Annotated in this window: 17 protein-coding genes; 12 read left to right on the forward strand and 5 right to left on the reverse strand. The window is 64.9% G+C overall.

Annotated features, from left to right (window positions below; genetic code table 11):
- Positions 1-20: 20 nt before the first annotated feature.
- Positions 21-857, reverse strand: coding sequence for a mycofactocin-coupled SDR family oxidoreductase (locus ACZ5IQ_RS19900; protein WP_212806430.1), 837 nt, complete (start codon positions 855-857; stop codon positions 21-23).
- Between the two features lie 204 nt (positions 858-1,061).
- Between ACZ5IQ_RS19900 and ACZ5IQ_RS19905 the strand changes: the two genes are divergently transcribed.
- Together ACZ5IQ_RS19905 and ACZ5IQ_RS19910 are read left to right on the forward strand one after the other, a co-directional pair.
- A complete protein-coding gene (locus tag ACZ5IQ_RS19905; protein WP_212806431.1) occupies positions 1,062-2,141 on the forward strand; it encodes a ferredoxin--NADP reductase in 1,080 nt (359 codons plus the stop codon).
- Positions 2,142-2,249: 108 nt separating this feature from the next.
- On the forward strand, positions 2,250-3,431 hold the full coding sequence (locus ACZ5IQ_RS19910) for an acyl-CoA dehydrogenase family protein (RefSeq protein ID WP_464480137.1): 1,182 nt from the start codon (positions 2,250-2,252) through the stop codon (positions 3,429-3,431).
- Positions 3,432-3,575: 144 nt separating this feature from the next.
- Here ACZ5IQ_RS19910 and ACZ5IQ_RS19915 read toward each other — a convergent pair whose 3' ends face one another.
- Positions 3,576-3,989 (reverse strand): hypothetical protein, encoded by a 414-nt coding sequence (locus tag ACZ5IQ_RS19915; protein WP_371824471.1) that lies wholly within the window; start codon positions 3,987-3,989, stop codon positions 3,576-3,578.
- Positions 3,990-4,240: 251 nt separating this feature from the next.
- Here ACZ5IQ_RS19915 and ACZ5IQ_RS19920 point away from each other — a divergent pair, with 251 nt between their 5' ends.
- The gene (locus ACZ5IQ_RS19920) at positions 4,241-5,059 is read left to right on the forward strand and encodes an IclR family transcriptional regulator (protein WP_212814723.1); all 819 of its coding nucleotides are present in this window, start codon (positions 4,241-4,243) and stop codon (positions 5,057-5,059) included.
- On the opposite strand, the gene ACZ5IQ_RS19925 is transcribed toward ACZ5IQ_RS19920, so the two are convergent.
- Positions 5,020-6,231, reverse strand: a complete 1,212-nt coding sequence (locus ACZ5IQ_RS19925) for an NADH:flavin oxidoreductase (protein WP_212806434.1) — start codon at positions 6,229-6,231, stop codon at positions 5,020-5,022. The two genes, ACZ5IQ_RS19920 and ACZ5IQ_RS19925, sit on opposite strands and share 40 nt — an antisense overlap.
- Positions 6,232-6,714: 483 nt before the next feature.
- Here ACZ5IQ_RS19925 and ACZ5IQ_RS19930 point away from each other — a divergent pair, with 483 nt between their 5' ends.
- Positions 6,715-7,320, forward strand: a complete 606-nt coding sequence (locus tag ACZ5IQ_RS19930) for a Dabb family protein (protein ID WP_346416875.1) — start codon at positions 6,715-6,717, stop codon at positions 7,318-7,320.
- 8 nt (positions 7,321-7,328) lie between these two features.
- On the opposite strand, the gene ACZ5IQ_RS19935 is transcribed toward ACZ5IQ_RS19930, so the two are convergent.
- Both ACZ5IQ_RS19935 and ACZ5IQ_RS19940 read right to left on the reverse strand, forming a co-directional pair.
- On the reverse strand, positions 7,329-8,216 hold the full coding sequence (locus ACZ5IQ_RS19935) for an SDR family NAD(P)-dependent oxidoreductase (RefSeq protein ID WP_212806435.1): 888 nt from the start codon (positions 8,214-8,216) through the stop codon (positions 7,329-7,331).
- Positions 8,213-10,135, reverse strand: coding sequence for a flavin-containing monooxygenase (locus tag ACZ5IQ_RS19940; RefSeq protein ID WP_212806436.1), 1,923 nt, complete (start codon positions 10,133-10,135; stop codon positions 8,213-8,215). The genes ACZ5IQ_RS19935 and ACZ5IQ_RS19940 overlap by 4 nt, the downstream gene beginning before the upstream one ends.
- Positions 10,136-10,238: 103 nt before the next feature.
- Between ACZ5IQ_RS19940 and ACZ5IQ_RS19945 the strand changes: the two genes are divergently transcribed.
- From ACZ5IQ_RS19945 to ACZ5IQ_RS19980, 8 genes are all read left to right on the forward strand, one after another.
- A complete protein-coding gene (locus tag ACZ5IQ_RS19945) occupies positions 10,239-11,825 on the forward strand; it encodes an acyl-CoA synthetase (RefSeq protein ID WP_212806437.1) in 1,587 nt (528 codons plus the stop codon).
- Between the two features lie 13 nt (positions 11,826-11,838).
- Positions 11,839-12,945 (forward strand): zinc-binding dehydrogenase, encoded by a 1,107-nt coding sequence (locus ACZ5IQ_RS19950; protein ID WP_212806438.1) that lies wholly within the window; start codon positions 11,839-11,841, stop codon positions 12,943-12,945.
- 16 nt (positions 12,946-12,961) lie between these two features.
- Positions 12,962-14,386, forward strand: coding sequence for an aldehyde dehydrogenase family protein (locus ACZ5IQ_RS19955; RefSeq protein WP_212806439.1), 1,425 nt, complete (start codon positions 12,962-12,964; stop codon positions 14,384-14,386).
- A complete protein-coding gene (locus tag ACZ5IQ_RS19960; protein ID WP_212806440.1) occupies positions 14,383-15,159 on the forward strand; it encodes a crotonase/enoyl-CoA hydratase family protein in 777 nt (258 codons plus the stop codon). Before ACZ5IQ_RS19955 ends, ACZ5IQ_RS19960 begins: the two co-directional genes overlap by 4 nt.
- A complete protein-coding gene (locus ACZ5IQ_RS19965) occupies positions 15,156-16,313 on the forward strand; it encodes an acyl-CoA dehydrogenase family protein (protein WP_212806441.1) in 1,158 nt (385 codons plus the stop codon). Before ACZ5IQ_RS19960 ends, ACZ5IQ_RS19965 begins: the two co-directional genes overlap by 4 nt.
- 14 nt (positions 16,314-16,327) lie before the next feature.
- Positions 16,328-17,371: an acyl-CoA dehydrogenase family protein gene (locus ACZ5IQ_RS19970; RefSeq protein WP_212806442.1), complete on the forward strand. Its 1,044-nt coding sequence runs from the start codon at positions 16,328-16,330 to the stop codon at positions 17,369-17,371.
- Positions 17,372-17,441: 70 nt separating this feature from the next.
- Complete coding sequence (locus ACZ5IQ_RS19975) at positions 17,442-17,933, forward strand: polyketide cyclase (RefSeq protein WP_212806443.1); 492 nt, start codon at positions 17,442-17,444, stop codon at positions 17,931-17,933.
- Complete coding sequence (locus tag ACZ5IQ_RS19980; protein WP_212806444.1) at positions 17,930-18,793, forward strand: SDR family NAD(P)-dependent oxidoreductase; 864 nt, start codon at positions 17,930-17,932, stop codon at positions 18,791-18,793. Before ACZ5IQ_RS19975 ends, ACZ5IQ_RS19980 begins: the two co-directional genes overlap by 4 nt.

The raw sequence follows: 18,793 nt of genomic DNA on the forward strand, positions 1-18,793 counted from the left end.
CGTGAATCCTTTTGTCGGAGTTATCTTTGCGTGGCGCCCGCGTCAACGGGCAACGTGATCGCGGTGACGTAGCGAGCCTCGTCGGAGGCCAGGAACAGCGCCGCATTTGCGACGTCGATCGCTTCAACCCACGGGATGGACAGGAGGTTCATCCGTCGCGCGGCTTCGGCGAACTCGTCCCGCGTGGGAGGTCGGTCCAGGTCCGGACGGAAAGCAGTCCGGACGACGTCGTTCTGGATGAGCGGGGTATCGACGTTGGTGGGCAGAATGCAATTCACGCGGACGGCGTGCGGCGCCAGGTCGTGCGCGAAGCTGCGCATCAGTCCGATCACCCCGTGCTTGGCGGCGGTGTAGTGGCCTACCCCGACAAGGCCGCGCACGCCGGCGATTGAGCTCGTCAGCACCATGGCGCCGCCACCGCGTGCAATCAGGTGTTCGGCGCTGGCCCTGCAGGTGTGCCACACTCCGGTCAGATTGACGTCGAGCATGGTGCGCCAGGCGTTTTCACCGAGATCGATGGTCATCGCACGGGACGTGATTCCGGCCGTCGCGCAGACAATGTCGAGTCCACCGAACACATCGGCGCCCCGGTCGGTCGCGGCCTGCATCCCCTTGAGGTCGCGGACGTCGACGATCTCGGTGTGGATCCGGCCGCCGGCCCGTGCGACCAGCCTGGCCGTCTCCTCGAGGTCGGCCGGAGTGCTGAAGGGAACCGAGACGGTCTCGACAGGCCCGCACAGGTCGAGCCCGATGATGTCGGCGCCCTCCTGGGCGAACCGCACCGCTTGGGCGCGGCCGATTCCGCGCGCAGCACCCGTGATGACTGCGACTTTGCCTGCGAGCCGCAGCGCACTCATGCGCTTCTCCCCGTCACACTGCGTGCCCACAGGTCTCGGCGTCGTTTGAATCAGGCTTCGATCTCCTGCTCACACCTGCAACGGTAGGTACCGCCTCCAAGCCGAATCTTCGGCGATTCCCGGTGATCGGAAACCAATGCAGGGATCCCGCTCATCGGAGAGACCGGTTGGGTGCGTGCCTTTGTCGTCCCAGACTTTCAGCACATGAACGATGTCGAAGCCGGCACCGAAATCGTCAGCGCAGGCCGAGGTGTATTGCTAGCGGTAGCCGATGTCGTTGAGGAGACTCCCGACGCTCGGTCGTTGGTGTTCACGGTCCCCGAACAGCTGCGCGACCGCTTCACCTACCGTCCAGGGCAATTCCTGACCCTGCGCGTACCGAGCGATCAGACCGGCTCGGTGGCCCGGTGCTACTCGTTGGCGAGTTCCCCGCACACCGATTCCGAACTGAAGGTCACGATCAAGCGAACTGTGGGCGGATACGGGTCGAACTGGTTGTGCGACAACATTTCTGCTGGCGAAACCATCGAAGTGCTACCGCCGGCCGGAGTCTTCACACCGTCCTCGCTCGACACCGACTTTCTGTTGTGGGCCGCCGGAAGCGGTATCACCCCTGTGATGTCGATCCTCAAATCAGCGATGGCATCCGGTTCCGGACGAGTGGTGCTGTGCTACGCCAACCGTGACGAGCGTTCGGTGATCTTCGCGGCTGAGCTCCGCGAACTGGCTGCGCGTTACGCCGGTCGCTTGACGGTATTGCACTGGTTGGAGTCGGTGCAGGGGTTGCCGACTCGCGCGCAGCTGACCGGATTTGCGCGCACCGTCTTTTCCGGGTCCGCGACCTTCGAATCGTTCATCTGCGGTCCTGCCGCGTTCATGTCGGTCGTCAAGGAGGCCCTGAGCGAAGCCGGGGTGCCACGTGAGCGCATCCATCTCGAGGTGTTCCAGTCCCTCTCGAGCGACCCGTTTGCCAATGAGATGAGTTCCGCAGCAGATCATTCCGATAGCGGAGACGCTGCAACGGTACGGATCGACCTTGACGGCGCGAGCCACCGATTGCGATGGCCGCGTCGCGCAACACTGGTCGACACGATGATCGCGGCAGACCTCGACGTGCCCTACTCGTGCCGAGAAGGCCAGTGCGGATCGTGCGCGGCGACCGTGCTCGGTGGCCAAGTCGACATGGCAGCCTCCGAAGTACTGCAAGCAGAGGACCTCGCCGACGGTCTGATCTTGGCCTGCCAGGCCACACCAATATCAGACGAACTGCACATCAAGTTTTAGAAAAACCTCTGCTCCACAACATTTTCCGCTCACCGGGAACGGTTCTCACCAACGGAAATTCCACCGACGGACCATCAGTGGCAGCCATTGAAACGATAGGACGACAAGATGACCGACCGGGTAATCGACCGGGTGCGCGAGATCGCCGACCAACTGCGCGCCCAGGGCCCCGAGGCAGAACGGGCCGGGCAGCTCACCGACGAGACGGTCAAATTGATGAAGTTGGCGGGCAACATTCGACTGCTGCAGCCGAAGGCCCACGGCGGACTGCAAGTCCACCCGCGTGAATTCGCCGAGACCGTGATGGCCACCGCCGCACTGGATCCGTCCGCGGGTTGGATCAACGGCGTCGTCGGCGTCCATCCGTATCAGCTCGCTTACGCAGACCCACGAGTCGCGTCCGAAATCTGGGCTGACGATGTCGACACCTGGGTCGCCTCCCCTTACGCGCCACAGGGCGTCGCCACGCCAGTCGACGGTGGCTACATCTTCAACGGCCGCTGGCAGTTCAGCTCGGGCACCGACCATTGCGAGTGGATCATCCTGGGCGCCATGCTCGGTGACGCCGAGGGCAAGCCCGTCATGCCGCCGCAGATGCTGCACATGATCCTGCCCCGCAGCGACTACGAGATCGTCCAGGACTCCTGGAACGTGGTGGGCCTGCGCGGCACCGGCTCCAAGGACGTCATCGTCAAGGACGCCTTCGTCCCCACCTACCGCACCATGGACGCGATGAAGGTCATGGACGGCACCGCCCAACGCGAGGCCGGGATGACCGAGACGCTGTACCTGATGCCGTGGTCGACCATGTTCCCGCTGGGCATCTCGTCGGCCGTCATCGGCATCGCCGAAGGCGCCCTGGCCGCCGCACTCGATTACCAACGCGAGCGCGTGAACTCCAGCGGAGTCTCGATCAAAGATGACCCCTACGTCATGTATGCCATCGGTGAGGCCGCCGCCGACATCAACGCCGCCCGGCAGGATCTGCTGGCCAATGTCGACCGGATGTACGACATGGTCGCCGCCGGCACGGAAGTGTCGTTCGAGGACCGCGCGGCCGGCAGGCGCACCCAGGTGCGAGCCGTATGGCGCGCCGTCTCGGCGGTCGATGAAGTATTCGCGCGATGCGGGGGCAACGCCGCGCGGATGGACAAGCCGCTGCAACGGTATTGGCGGGATGTGCACGTCGGCCAGGCGCACGCCATCCACGTACCGGGCACGGTCTACCACGCCTCGGCCCTGAGTTCCCTCGGCGTGGACCCGCAGGGCCCGCTGCGGGCGATGATCTGACAGGAGAACACCCGTGGGATTGATCAAGAGCCTCAGCTACTGGGGCTATCCGTGGGTCACCGATCTACCTAAGGCGATACGTCCGTAGCTTGTACGGTTTACTCGCGGGCCGCGCGCCGTAGCCACCGAGTAGCAGCTTCCGAATTACATCTGCACGAGGTCGAACGGATAGGTCAATGTGCCCGCGGGCGCTCCATCGCAGCCGGTGGCGAACGATGATGACAGTGTGCCGGACATGGTGTTCGGATCCCACGAATAGGTATCCCGGGTCGGTATCACAGGCCCGTAATAGACATCCCCGCAACGCAATCCATCCGGCACATCAACGGTGAGCGTCAGCCGTCCGTCGTGACGATGCGCGTCGCCCTGGTAGGGAAAGGCCTTCGCCACCGGTTGTGGAATCGCCTGAACGTGAACGCAGTCGCCCTGACAACTCGACAGCGCCCATAGCCAGGTGTGAAAGTCATGCCGGCCGGAGATTCTGACTTCGAAGTTCCCGTGGCGGATATCCGCGTGCGCCAGCGGCATCGCCGTCCATGCGGCGGCGACCAACGCCATGGCCGAGATGGTTGATTTCATACCTGCCCTTGCCGACGCGCCTGCCGGATCAGACGCCACCGGCAGCACCGGCCAGACGTGGCTGTGATCCCTTTACCAGCAAGAAGTTACGGGGCACCGGTCCCGGGATGGGACGAATATCCGCTGAGCGGGCACCCTTCGAACCCAAACCACAGTGTGTGACAGCGCGCACACCATATGGTAAAAATAGTCATAGTCCTTTTTTGACTATCGACCTCTGGGAGCGCCTCATGACAACGACCGTCGTGAACCGCGGCGAAACGCCGATCGCCGCCATTGACCGGATGTCCCTGGTGCTGGATGCCTTCGACGGCAAGACACCGCTGACGATGGTGCAGATCGTGCACCGCACCGGTCTTCCGCGTTCATCTGTGCACCGCATGCTCGAGCGACTCGTGCACCTGCGCTGGCTCCGACGGGAAGGTTTCGACTACGAACTCGGGACCCGCTTGGTCGAACTGGGGTCGCTGGCCCTGCATCAGGGCCGCATTCACCAGGCCGCGCTGCCCCTCCTGCGCAGTCTGCAGCGGGCCACGGGCTTGGTAGTACATCTGGCTGTCCTCGACGGCTCCGACGTCATCTGTCTCGAGAGAATCGGCGATCACCTGACTGATCTCGTCCACACCTCGGTCGGCAATCGCGTACCGGCGCACTGTACTGCGCTGGGAAAGGCCATCCTCGCCGAAAGCGACTGCACGGAAGTCGATTTCAGCAGCCGCCAAACTCGTTTCTCGATTACCGGCACCCAGCAAGTGGCGGTCGAACTGGCGAAGACCCGCGAACGTGGCGTGGCGTTCGACCGCGAGGAATCACTACTGGGGATCGGCTGCGTGGCGGCAGCCATCGGACTGCCCGGTCAGCCGCTCGCTGCGGTATCCGTGTGCGGGCCGATCGACCGGATCACGCTGGATCAGCGGCTGGCGGCGCCGGTTCGAATCACCGCGTCCCGCATCTGGCGCAACATGGAATTCGGCCCGCACCAAGGTGGTTCCCGGTCGCTGCAGGCAGTTCACCGCCGGTCGTCGGTGAGCCGCTGGGCGACTCCGTAGCGTTGTTCGGGGTCGAGGACGCAATGGGTGCGCCCGAACACGGTCACCATGCACTTGTTGTTGTGGGTGCAACGGCTGCGTGAATCCGGCTCCGTGACCATGGTGTTCACCCGGTCGGGTTCACGAAGCAGCGCCCGCCCCATGGCGAAGAAATCGAACCCTTCCCGCATGCCGGTCTCGATGTGTTCACGGTTGGTAATGCCACCCAACAGAACGAGTTTGGTGTTCTTCATCAGCGGGACGAATTGCCGAGCGGCGTCGAGCATGTACAAGTCCCGGTAGGGGTACCTGCCCATCGCTTGCTTGCCGAACAGTCGGATGGCGGGGCGCAGCGCGGCGGGCATCACTTTCGAAAACTCTTTGGCCGGCACATCGCCACGGAACAGATACATCGGTTTGTAGACCGAGGAACCTTGGGTCAGCTCGATGGCGTCAAGCGTGGCGTCGGCATCGAGGAGTTGTGCCGTGCGCAGTGCTTCGTCGATCCAGATGCTGCCGGGGAAACCGTCATCCATGTCCAGCTTGGCGATCACCGCGACCTGGCCGCCGATAACTGTCCGGACGTGTTCAGCGATCTCACGAACCAGTCGAGACCGGTTGTCGATCGACCCACCGTACCCATCTGTGCGGCGGTTGATGAGCGGACTCAGGAATGAGCTGGGCAGGTACAGGTGGCCGAAATGAAGCTCGACCGCGTCGAAACCGGCATCCACCGCGATGCGGGCGGCTGCCCCGAACTGCCGGATGACGGTCTGGATTTCCGCGACGCTGATCGCGCGGCAGTACGCGAAAGACGTCGGGTTGATGAACCTGCTCGGCGCCACCGCGGTAACACCGGTGAGCTTCTTGGGCGCCACCACCCCGGCGTGCCCCAGTTGAGCCGAAATTGCCGCTCCGCGAGTATGTACGGCGTCGGTCAACCGGCGCAGGCCCGGCAACGTAGCTGCACTCATGACGATCTGTCCCGGCGCGCTCGCGGCTTCGGCAGAGACGCAACAGTACGCGACGGTGGTCATCCCCACGCCGCCGTCGGCGAAGGCACGGTGAAAGGCGATCAAATCATCGGTGACCGCGCCGTCGGGCGAGCGCCCCTCCGAGGTCGCCGCCTTGATGATTCGGTTCCGCAGCACCACCGGTCCGAGCTGCGCAGGTTCAAAGGGATTGTCGCCCATGGGATCACCATTGCCGCCCATCACCGAGGAGCAAAGATCCGTTCCCGGTAACCGGGAAGAGGCGGACCGCGCAACGCCCTCTGCGCCTAGCCTCTACCCATGGACGAAGTGTTCGTCATCGACCGCGTGGTCACCGCACCCGGGTGTGCCCAGAAATTCATCGACGCCTATCTCGCCGGATACGCCCCCGGCGCCATCGAGCGCGGTATGACCATGTGGGACATTCTGGTCAGTCCACCGATCTGGTTCGACGACCGAACCAACGTCGTCACCATCACCTGGTCCCTGCCCAGCCCGCAGGCGTGGTGGCAGATGACATGGCAGGGTCGCGGCGATCCGACACTGGCACAGTGGTGGGACAGCGTGGCCGGCCTCATTGTCGAACGCAACCGCAGCGTGGCCGCGTCTCCCGAAAACGTGGCCCCCGCAGGTGATGTCGTTGCGCGGCAACCACAACCGGCAGCAGAGGGTGCCACCGTCGGCGTGACGCGCCTGATCGACGTCGACGAATCCGATCGGGTACGAATCCTGGAGAACTTGCGCGCGGCAGCCCACGACAGCGGCGCACTCGCGTATGTGGTGGAACCGACGCTGTCGGGCTCACGCAATGGTGGCGACATCCTGGTCCATCTACGCTTCGCAGACCAGGCTTCCTGGCGGCAAAGCACTTTCGACAACATTCTGGCCGATCCGGCGATCATGCACGTCAACGGCGCGACTTATCGCGGAACCCCGACACGCAGCGGTAGCGGCACCGTGTACCGCGCACTACTGCTGCGTGTCGACCCCGGCGTCGACGCCGACACCATTGCCGACTTCGAACGCGAATTGGCTTCGATGCCAAGATATGTTTCGACCATCGCGGCGTGGCAGCTCAGTCGTGTCGACACCGCTATCGGTACCAGCCCGTGGACGCACGTGTTCGAGCAGGAATTCACCGACGTCGACGGGCTGATGGGGCCGTACCTGATGCACCCTATCCATTGGGCGGTCGTCGACCGCTGGTTCGACCCGGAAACCACCGACGTGATCATCCGAGATCGTCTGTGCCACAGCTTCTGTGAGCTGACCACGCCGGTGCTGCGCTGACGGGGCCGCTAAACCCCGGCGGGCAGGATGTTCGGATTGGCCGATGCCGGCGGTTGCAGCGGCGGCAGAACCGCGCCGCCGTCCAGCGAGTGCACCGGCAATTGTTGGGACCATGGGTAGTGCAAGCTGAACGCCACCAGACCCGTCCGCTCCGCGGCGGGCGCGTGGCACATGGCCAGCACCGTCTCTGCCAGATATTCGACCGGCTCGGTGGGAAACGATTCGGGAATGAGCGCGGCGGCGCCAGGGGTACGCACCGCAGTGGACGGACCCACACAGTTGACGGCGATGTTCGCATCGACCAACTCGGCTGCCACCCCTTGGGTGAACCGGTGCAGAGCCGCCTTGCACGATGCGTAGATGACATCGCCGGCGGTCTTGTTGTAGTCCCGATACGGCCGCGCCGGGGCCACCCCGGTAACCGAGCCGATGTTGACGATCCAGCCCGCACCCTGGCTTCTCATGTGCGGCACAACGGCTTTCGTCAGGGCGAACGGGATGCGCAGGTAGTGGTCGATTGTCCGGTCGAAGGTTGCCATCGGCATGTCCTCGACCACGGCATAGTCGGCGAAACCGGCGTTGTTGACCAAGATGTCGATGCGCCCGGTCCGTTCCAGGACCGCCTCGACAAGGCCGCCACGCGCGTCGGGGTCTTCGAGATCCGCCGGCACGCCGAAGGCCGAACCGCCGGCGTCTTCGACGAGCCGCACGGTTTCCTGGATGCTGCCCGGGATCATCTCACTCACGCCGGCGCGCACCGACGCTGACGGACCATGCCCGCGCGCGGTGACCGCGACCGTGGCCCCTTCGGCCGCCAGCCGCTGTGCGATTGCCCGTCCGATCCCCCGGCTACTGCCCGTCACGAGTGCGGTCTTACCGGCCAAGAGCCTTGTCATTGCAGGATGAAGTCTTCCTCGATGGGTGCCCGGTGCTGACGCCACAAGTCGACCAGTCGATATGGTGTGGCCACCACGACGCGCCCTGAACCGGACCGGTAGTAGGTGTGGGCGTTGGGCGTATGGCACCACACGGTGCCGCGCATCGTCTCGTCGATGCCCTCGACGTACTCGTCGTACGCATTGCGCGTGACCTCCATGGTCGGCACGCCGCGCAGCGCCATCAGCTGCAGACACTCGATGATGTAGTGCGCCAGCACCTCCATCGAGAAGTTGGCGCCCGCGCCGTGGCCTGGGCTGTAATTCGGTGCTGACGTGATGAACAGGTTGGGGAAGCCCGGGACCGTGCCACCTCGGTAGGCACGCGGACTGTCGCCCCACTCAGCGGACAACGCCCGGCCGTCGCGACCGCGGATGTCGATCGTCGACAGGAAGTCCAGGTGGTAGCCGGTGGCGTAGATGATGACGTCGAGGTCGATCTGTCGGCCGTCGTGCGTGACAATCCCATCGGCGTTCACCGCGGCCGGCTCGCTGGCTTCGACGTCGACGTGATCACGGGTCAACGCGGCATAGTAGCCGCCGGGGTCGCGGATGATCCGCTTGCCGTACGGGGCGAAATCGGGCGTGACTTTGCGGGCCAATTCTGTTCCGGCGCCGAACATCTGGTTGATGTAGTCCGTGCACATCTGCAACAGCACGTCGTTGGCGGGCGAGATCGACAAATGGTTCTTGGACCACTCCGGGTCCTGCAGGATGACCGGGTAGTTGTTGTCGGCGGTGGCCCAGTACGACTTGACCCGGTTCCACATGGCGTAGAACGGCAGCACCCGCCCCAGGTAGCGGCGATGTTCCGGGACGTCGTCGGACAACCGCTTGCGGGGAGCGACCCAATGAGGCTGCCGCTGGAACACGGTGAGGTGTTCGACCTGGTCGACGCAGGCATCGACAATCTGCACCGCGGTGCAGCCGGCACCGATGATCGCCACCTTCTTGCCCGTCAGGTCCAGCGCGGGATCCCACTGCGCCGAGTGAATGCTGATGCCGCCGAAGCTCTCCCGGCCCTCGAGATCGGGAAAGCGGGGACGATTCAGGTAGCCGGCCGCGGTTACGACGAAACTGGCATGGTCAACCGTCGTGCTTCCGTCGGCGCCGCGCGAATGAATCTGCCACTGCTGACGACTTTCATCCCACCGCAACGCCTCCACCTCGGTGCCGAACCGGATGTGCTTGCGCAGCTCGTGCTTGTCCGCGAGCGCGACGAGATAAGCCTGGTACTCGGCGCCCTGCGGGTAATAGCTGGACCATTCCGGGTTCACTTCACGCGACAGCGAGTAGTAGGCCGACGGGGTGTCAACGCCGATGCCCGGGTACGTGGTGGTCAGCCACGTACCCCCGACTTCGCTGTTGCGGTCGAAAATCTGAAACTGGACGCCCTCCTCGGCAGCCGCCAGTGCTACCGCGATGCCGGCCAACCCGGCCCCGATGATGGCCATGGAAGTGGTCTGGGGAATCGGCACCGTGCGCGGCAGCGTAGGTTGCGACGGGCGGAAACCACCCTGCTCGATCAGCAGGTCGACGAATTCGTCATCTACCGGACCGCCCACCGCCAGCGGCAGCACCCGGGTGAACAGGTCGCGGTCTGCGCCGGCCGCGTCCTCGGGCCGGAAGTCGACGAGCGCAGTGCTGATCTCGCCGACCAGCGCGTGCATGGTTTCGGGATCGGTGGTCCCCGCCCGCTCAGGCGGGTCCTGCACGTGATCGATCTTGGGGGCGTACCGATCGACGACCGATGCATCGCCGGTCATCTGTGCGAGCACAGCGACGAGGACACCGGGATCTGCCTGCATCAGGTGTGCACGCAGGGCGTCAGGGTCAGCAGCGCTGGCTACAGGTGAGGACGATTCGGTCGCGGCGGTCATGCAATCGAGTATCGAAGGGACCGCCCTTTCGCCGCCGCTGCTTTGACCTCTGAGCGGGATACGATCCTGCGAGCAACTCGGTGCGCTACATACGTTTCACCGCATGGATTCTGATGACCTGGACACCGTTATCGCCCGGGCCCGCAGCCACAGCCTCGCCGACATTCCACGCCGGGCGGCGCGCAGACAGCCGAACAAGACAGCGATCGTCGACGGCGAGGTGTCGCTGAGTTTCGCCGAGTTCGACCACCTGGTCGACCGTGCCGCTGCGGCGTTGCGCGACAACGGTCTTCGGGTCGGAGACCGGCTTGCGTTGTTGTCACGGAACTGCTGGCAGTACGCGGTACTGACATTCGCCTCGGCCCGTGCCGGCGTGGTTCTGGTCCCGATCAATTTCATGCTCACCGCCGAAGAGATCACCTACATCCTGGCGCACAGCAATGCTGCCGGGCTCATCGTCGAAGCGGACCTGGCGCCGGTGGCGGCGGACGCGCTGCGCCGCGGCACCGCAGTGCACGTCACCGCAGCGCTGGCTCCGGCCGGGCAGCAGTGTCCCTCTGGATGGCCAGATTTCGCCGATTGGCTCGCCGCCACGAGCACTGCCCCGGACCATCTTCTCGGCGACGAACAGCTCGTCCGGGTGATGTACACGAGTGGCACCGAGTCGCGGCCGAAGGGGGTGATGCACAGCAGCCGCAGCTTGATGTGGCAGTACATCAGCACCATCGTCGCCGGCTCGATGTCTGGCGACGACGTCGTCATCCATTCCCTGCCGCTGTACCACTGCGCACAGCTCGACAACTTCCTGGCCACCGCAATCTATCTCGGCGCGACAAGCATCATCCTGCCCCGCCCCGAACCCGAACTGGTCCTGCGCACCATCGAGCGCCACCACGCCACCAGTTACTTCGCGCCGCCCACTGTGTGGATCAGCCTGCTGCGCAGCTCCGTCTTCGACCAGGTCGACCTGTCCAGCCTGTGCAAGGGGTACTACGGCGCCTCACCGATGCCCACCGAAATCCTGCACGAGTTGCGTCGCCGGTTGCCGGGTCTGCGCTTGTGGAACTTCTACGGCCAGACCGAGATGGCGCCCCTGGCCTCGGCGCTCGGACCGGAGGAACAGGACGCTCACGCCGGATCGGCAGGCCGACCGGTGGTCAATGTCGAAACCACCATCCTCGACGAGACGAACACTCCCGTACCACCGGGAACCGTCGGCGAGATCGCCCACCGCAGTGCACATTTGATGCTGGGCTACCTCGACGACGCGGACAAGACCGCGGAGGCGTTCGCCGGTGGTTGGTTCCATTCCGGTGATCTCGGCTTCTACGACGAGCACGGCCTCTTGCACGTGGTGGACCGCAAGAAGGACATGATCAAGACCGGCGGGGAGAATGTCGCCAGCCGCGAAGTGGAAGAAATCCTGTACCTGCACAACGGTATCGAGGAAGCCGCCGTCTTCGGGTTGACGCACCCGCTGTGGGTCGAAGCTGTCGTCGCCACCGTGGTCCCCCGCGCCGGGATGACGCTGACCGAAGACGAAGTCCTCACCCACTGCCGTGGTCATCTCGCAGGCTTCAAAACTCCCAAACGGGTTTTCTTCGTCGATTCCCTCCCGAAGAACCCCAGCGGCAAATTGCTCAAACGCCGACTGCGTGAAGAATTCAGCCCCGAATTCGCGCAAAACTGAAGGAACACAACATATGTACAAAGGCCGCATCGCGCGATTCGATGAGCCCGGCAAGCCATTTCAGATCGAGACCGTCACGCTGCCAGAGGTCGGACCGGGTGAAATCCTGGTCCGCGTGACCCGCGCCAACATCTGCGGGTCGGACGTACACGCCTGGCACGGCACGTTCGCAACCCGAGGTCTCGGTGGGCAACTGCCAACGGTGCTCGGGCACGAAATGGTTGGGGCTGTCGAGGCGCTGGGTGACGGTGTTTCGACCGACTCGAACGGCAAGCCGTTGCAGACCGGCACCCGAGTGGTGTTCCCCTACTTCTACAGCTGCCACAGCTGCCGCAATTGCCTTGCCGGGCGACGAAACGGCTGCCTGAAGCTGAAGATGGCCATGCTGGGCCGGGCCGACGAGCCACCATATTTCGTCGGCGGCTACGGCGATTACTACCTGCTGCCGGCCGGCGCCGTCGTCTACACGGTTCCGGACAGCGTCGCTGACGACATCGCGGCAGGCGCCAATTGTGCTCTGTCCCAGGTGATGTACGGGTTCGAACGCGTCGACCTGCAACTCGGTGAACACGTTGTCGTGCAAGGGGCCGGAGCTCTGGGCCTCTATGCGATCGCGGTCGCCAAAGCGCGCGGCGCCGCGAACGTGATCGCGATCGACGGCATCGCCGAACGGCTGGAGTTGGCGGCCGCCTTCGGTGCCGACACCGTGCTGGATCTGAACCAGGTCGCGACGCCCAGGGACCGAGCCAAAGCCGTTCGTGCGCTGACCGACGGACACGGTGCCGACGTCGTCGTCGAAGTCGTCGGGCACCCCTCGGCGATCGAAGAGGGCCTGCAGATGCTGGGACAGTTCGGCCGCTACGTCGAGATCGGCAACATCAACGCCGGCCAGACGTTCGCCTTCGACCCCTCGCGATTCGTCTTCAGCAACAAGACCATGGTCGGCGTTTCGCTGTACGACCCGGCAGTGCTGTCTCGCGCCCTGACCTTCCTGGACCGTCACCAACATGAACTGCCCTTCGACCGGCTCGCCGCAACGACGTACTCGCTCGACGACATCAATGACGCCTTCGCCGCGGCGGACGGCAAGCGCGACATCCGTGCCAGCATCACCCCGTAGTTCGCAAAGGACGAATATGCACACTCACCAACGTTCCGAGCTTTTCATCGACGGCCGCTGGGTGGCCCCGTCGGGCAGCGGTGTCATCGACGTCGTCGACCCGGCCACCGAAGTGGTGATCGGCCATGTCCCGGCCGGCGACGAAGCCGATGTCGACGCGGCGGTCGCCGCAGCACGCCGCGCCTTCGATCCGGCGATCACCGTCCCAGAGCGGCGGCAGCGGCTGCGCCGGGTGATCGATGCGATGGAGAAGCGCCTGCCGGACATCGCCAACCTCATCACCGCCGAGATGGGCGCCCCGGTACGAATCGCGCAGACGGTGCAAACGCAGGTACCGCTCGCCGTCGCCAACGGCTTTGCCGACGTCTTGGACACGTTCGATTTCGAAGAGCGCGTGGGCAATTCGCTGGTGCTGCGCGAGCCCTACGGGGTTGTCGGCGCCATCACCCCGTGGAACTATCCGCTGTACCAGGTGGTCGCCAAGGTGCTTCCGGCCATCGCCGCGGGCTGCACCGTCGTGCTCAAACCGAGCAACGAGGCACCGCTGTCGGTGTTCGCGTTCATCGAAGCCTGCGAGGAAGCGGGACTGCCGCCCGGGGTGGTCAACATCGTTTCCGGCCCTGGACGGGTGATCGGTGAGCGCCTCGCCAGTCACCCAGACGTCGACTTCGTGTCCTTCACCGGGTCCACCGGGGTGGGATCCCGTGTCGGCGAGCTGGCGGGCCAGTCAGTCAAGAAGGTGGCCCTCGAGCTCGGCGGAAAATCGGCAAACGTCATCCTCGATGGCGCCGACCTGGCCACCGCGGTCAAAGTCGGCGTCGGCAACGCGTTCCTCAACGGCGGCCAGACCTGCATGGCGTGGACGAGAATGCTTGTGCCGCAGAGGCGCTACCGTGAGGCACTAGAACTGATCGAATCGGCGGTGGGCCGCTACACCGTCGGCGATCCCTGGGACCCGGCCACCCGGATCGGCCCGTCCGCCTCACAATCCCAGTTCGACACGGTGCGCGGATTCATCGACCGCGCGCAGCGTGATGGCGCGCGTCTGCTCACCGGGGGCTCCGAGCGGATCCGTGACATCGGGTTCTTCCTGGCACCAACGGTATTCGCCGATGTCGACCCGGAATCTGAACTCGGACAGGAAGAAGTGTTCGGACCCGTACTTGCCGTCATCCCCTATACCGACGACGACGATGCCCTGCGCATCGCCAACGGCACACCCTACGGCCTGTCGGGGGCGGTGTGGGCCGCCGACGACGACACCGCGATCGCGTTCGCACGTCAGATTCAGACCGGACAGCTGGACATCAACGGCGGTCCTTACAACCCCACCGCGCCGTTCGGCGGCTACAAGAAATCGGGAATCGGCCGGGAGCTCGGGCGATTCGGCTTCGAGGAGTATCTGCAGACGAAGTCCCTTCAACTCAGGGCACGGCCGTGAAGGCACCCGTCGATGTCAGCACCAGCGGCTCGATCCAGCTCTGGACGATCGATCTCCCAGAGGCAGGCAACGCCATATCTTCCCCGGATGTGATCGCGGCGATCGAGGCCAACATCGATGCAGCCAACCGCGACAACGCAGTTCGGGCGATCATCCTCACGGGTCGCGGGAAGATCTTTTCGGCCGGCGGCAATGTCAAGGAGATGGCCGACCGCCGCGGCATGTTCGGCCTCGCCCCCATCGACCAGCGTCGTGCGTACATCGATGGCATCCAACGCATCCCACGTGCGATGAGCCGGCTCGAAGTCCCCATCATCGCCGCGGTCAACGGCGCCGCGATCGGCGCCGGCTGCGATCTGGCGATGATGTGTGACATCCGCATCGCCTCGGAGCGCGCGTCATTCGCGGAGAGCTTCGTGCAGCTCGGCTTGATTCCCGGCGACGGCGGATCCTGGTTTCTGCCGCGGGCCATCGGATACTCCCGCGCCGCCGAGCTCACCTTCACCGGTGACCGCATCGATGCCGCAACGGCGCTCGACTGGGGTTTGGTGAGCCGCGTTGTGGCCCATGAGGATCTGCTTGCGGAAGCGCACACCCTGGCCGAGCGCATCGCCGCCAATCCCCCGCACGCGCTGCGGATGGCCAAACGACTGCTTCAGGAATCCATCACCGGCACACTGGAATCGACCCTCAGCATGGCCGCAGCCATGCAACCGCTGGCCCACCATGACACAGCGCACCACGAGCGCATCGCGAAGTGGAAGACCTCATGACGCCGACCCTGAGACGTCTGGTGCCGCCGGCGAGCAGCTCGAACCCAGCTGCTGACGCGTTGCGCGGCCAGGTCCGGACGTTCCTCGCCGAACAACTGGCTGTGGGCGCCTTCACGCCGTCGGTCGACGCCTGGTTGTGCGGCTGGGACGAGACCTTCACCCGTTCGCTGGCACGACAAGGCTGGTTGGGTATGACGGTCCCCGAACACTATGGCGGGCACGGCCGTTCGTTTCACGACCGCTTCGTCGTCACCGAGGAACTACTGGCCGCCGGGGCGCCGGTGGCCGCCCATTGGATCGCCGACCGCCAGATCGTGCCGTCGCTTCTCAAGTACGGCACCGAAGAACAGAAGCACGAGTACCTGCCCCGCATCGTCCGCGGTGAGTGCTTCTTCGGCATCGGAATGAGCGAGCCCGACTCAGGATCGGATCTCGCGAGCGTGCGCACGCGAGCAGTCCGTGCCGACGGGGGCTGGGCGATCACCGGGACCAAGGTATGGACCTCGGGGGCGCACCGGGCCCACGCGTTCATCGTCTTGGCCCGCACCGCACCGGCGGACTCGGCACATCGGCACGCGGGGCTCAGCCAGTTCATCGTCGACTTCGCCACCGAGGGCGTAGACGTTCGGCCCATCATCTCCATGAACGGTGGGCACCACTTCAATGAGGTGATTCTCGATGAGGTGTTCGTGCCCGACTCCCGGGTCTTCGGAGAAATCGGGCAGGGTTGGAGCCAGGTGACCTCCGAGTTGAGCTTCGAGAGAAGTGGCCCGGAACGGTTCCTCTCGACGTTTCCACTCCTGGGCTTTGCACTCGAACAGGCTGCTCCACAAGATGTTTCGTGCGACGTCGAGATGGGCCGATTGGTGGCACGTATCGCCGGGCTGCATCACACATCGATGGCTGTGGCAGATGCCCTGCAACGCGGCGAGGCCGCCGATGTCTCCGCAGCCGTGGTCAAGGTCCTCGGCACCACCGTCGAGGGCGATATCGCCGACTACGCCGATCTGCGCACCGGTGATGAGAGCAGGGTCGACTCGTCGTGGGCCGATCTGGTGTTCCACGCGGTCGACCAGCGCCCCGGATTCACCCTGCGCGGCGGAACCAACGAGGTACTGCGCGGCGTCATCGCGCGGGGATTGGGGTTGCGATGAACGCAATCGGATCGATGACAAGCGCGCCGACAGTCGATCGCGATCTGGTCGACATGATGGACGCCGTCTTCGCCGACCACCGGCTGTCCCACGATCCTGGGCCGGCCGAGGCACGAGTCGACTTTGACCGCACATTGTGGCAACGGCTCGATGAGCTCGGGCTGGTGCGGCTGACCGGTTCGGAACAATCCGGCGGTAGCGGCGCGAGCTGGCGCGAATCGGCTGAATTACTCACCGCCGCAGTGCGGCACGGGGTACGGCTGCCGTTGGCCGAGCATGATCTCTTGGCGTGCTGGCTGCTGGAGGCCGTCGGCCACGAAGTCGACGACGCGCTCCGCACGATCCACGTGGTGCCGCAACCCGATGCACCTCGGGCGCCGACGCCCTGGGCCGGCTCCGCCGACCGGATCGTCACCGTGTGGCGGACCGGCGACGGCTATCGTGTCGCCGATGTCGACACCACGGAAATCACGATCGCCCCGGGACGCAACCTGATCGGCGAACCGCGCGACACCGTGAGAGTCGATGCGGCCGGGTGGCCCGGACAGGCGGTAGCGCCCGAGTTGGTCACCGAACTCGAGCGCAAGGCCGCGTTGGTGAGAGCCATTCAGGTTTGTGCCGCACTGGATTGCGCGATCGCGGCCTCGGTTGAGCACGTGATGTCGCGCATCCAGTTCGGCCGTCCCCTCGCCAAGTTCCAGGCGATCCAGAACCTGATCGCAGATGCCGCCGCCGAGGCGGCGGTTGCGCGCTCGGCTACCGAAGCGGCACTGCACACCGCACTCGAAACAGGATGGCTGACAGACCATCTCGACTTCCAGATCGCAGTCGCACGGTCCTGCGCTGGGCATGCGGCGTCGGCCGTGACACGTCATGCCCACCAGGTGCACGGTGCGATCGGGACGACACGCGAACACCGCCTGCACGAATGGACCCGCGCAGCCCTGGCGTGGCGCTCGGAGAACGGTTCTGTGCACTTCTGGGACCGGAAGGTCGCCGCCGCGGCGGCTGAAGCAGGCCGCACCGGCGTGTGGGCGTTGATCACTGGCACCGGGTAGCTTTCGGGATTATTCCGGTGACCGGTCACGGGCGCTGTGACGAGCAACTCCGGCGAGTTGACTGACCGGTATGAGCAACTCGATCAGCTTGCCTGAGGCCCAAGAATTCATCGCCGAGTTCTGGTTTCACTACGACCAGGGAAACTTCGCCGAAGTGGCGGCTCGGATCGGCGACGAGATGGAGTATCTGAGCCGTTCGGATTCCGGAAACTGCCCATTCGAGCATCTGCTGGCGGCCGAATTGCACGGCGGCGCAGAGACTCTCGCCTGGCTCACCGAGCACCGCAACGAGAACCCGTACCCGTGCCGCCACCACGCGACCAACGTCTTCCGGACCGGAACCGAGGGTGAGGTCACGACGGTGCGGTTCTATCTGTACGTCAACCAGATCACCAACAACGTCCCGTTCGGGGTGTCGAGCGGCGTGGTCGACGTCGGCATTCGGCGCGCGGGTGATGCGTTGGTGTTCACCTCGATGACGGTGGTGCTGGACGCCGAGAACTCGATCCCGCTCGCCGAGCACGCCGCGAAGGCCGCGGCCGCCAACGGGCAACCCGCGTGACCGCTGACGCGATCTTCGGTGGTGGCGTGGCCGTCATCACCGGCGCCGGCGCCGGCATCGGCGCCGGCCTGGCGCGTCACGCCAGTCAGCTCGGTATGACGGTGGTGTTGGCCGACATCGACGCCGCCGCCATTGCGGCTCTGCGTGACGAAATCCGCGTGGCCGGAGGAAACGCAGTCGACGCCGTCTGCGACGTTCGTGATGCCGCGGCGGTACAGCGGCTGGCGGACAGGGTATTCGACGAATTCGGTGCCGTGCGACTGCTGGTCAACAACGCGGGAGTCGAACAGTTCGGCTACCTGTGGGATACCCCATTGGCCAACTGGCAGCGGATCGTCGACGTCAACATCAACGGCGTATTCCATGGCATTCGCGCGTTTCTGCCACGAATGATGTCCACCGATGCGCCCGCGTGGGTGTGGAATCTGTCTTCGATCGGCGGGGTCGCCGTGGTTCCCCTGCAGGCGCCCTACATCATGAGCAAGCATGCCGTGCTGGCGCTGACCGAATGCCTGAATCTCGAGGTGCAGTCCGCAGGCCATGCTCGTCACATTCACGTCCAGGCCGTCCTGCCGGGAGCCGTCGTCTCCAACATCTTCGAATCCGCGGGCGGAGTCGACACCGGGAACACCGATGCCGCCGAGGGGCAGCGCGCGGCCATGCTCGATATCAAAGCAGCCGCAATGGACCCCCTCGCCGCCGCACAGGTGGTCTTCGATCAAGCCGCCGAAGGACGCTTCTATCTCATCACCCAACCGGACTATGTCGGTGCGGCGATGTCCGAACGTGCCCGCGTACTGACCAGCCAGCAGGCGCCACAACTGCGCGAGCATCGCCGGTTCGACCCCACCCACAACTGA

The sequence above is a fragment of the Mycobacterium toneyamaense genome (assembly GCF_055384815.1).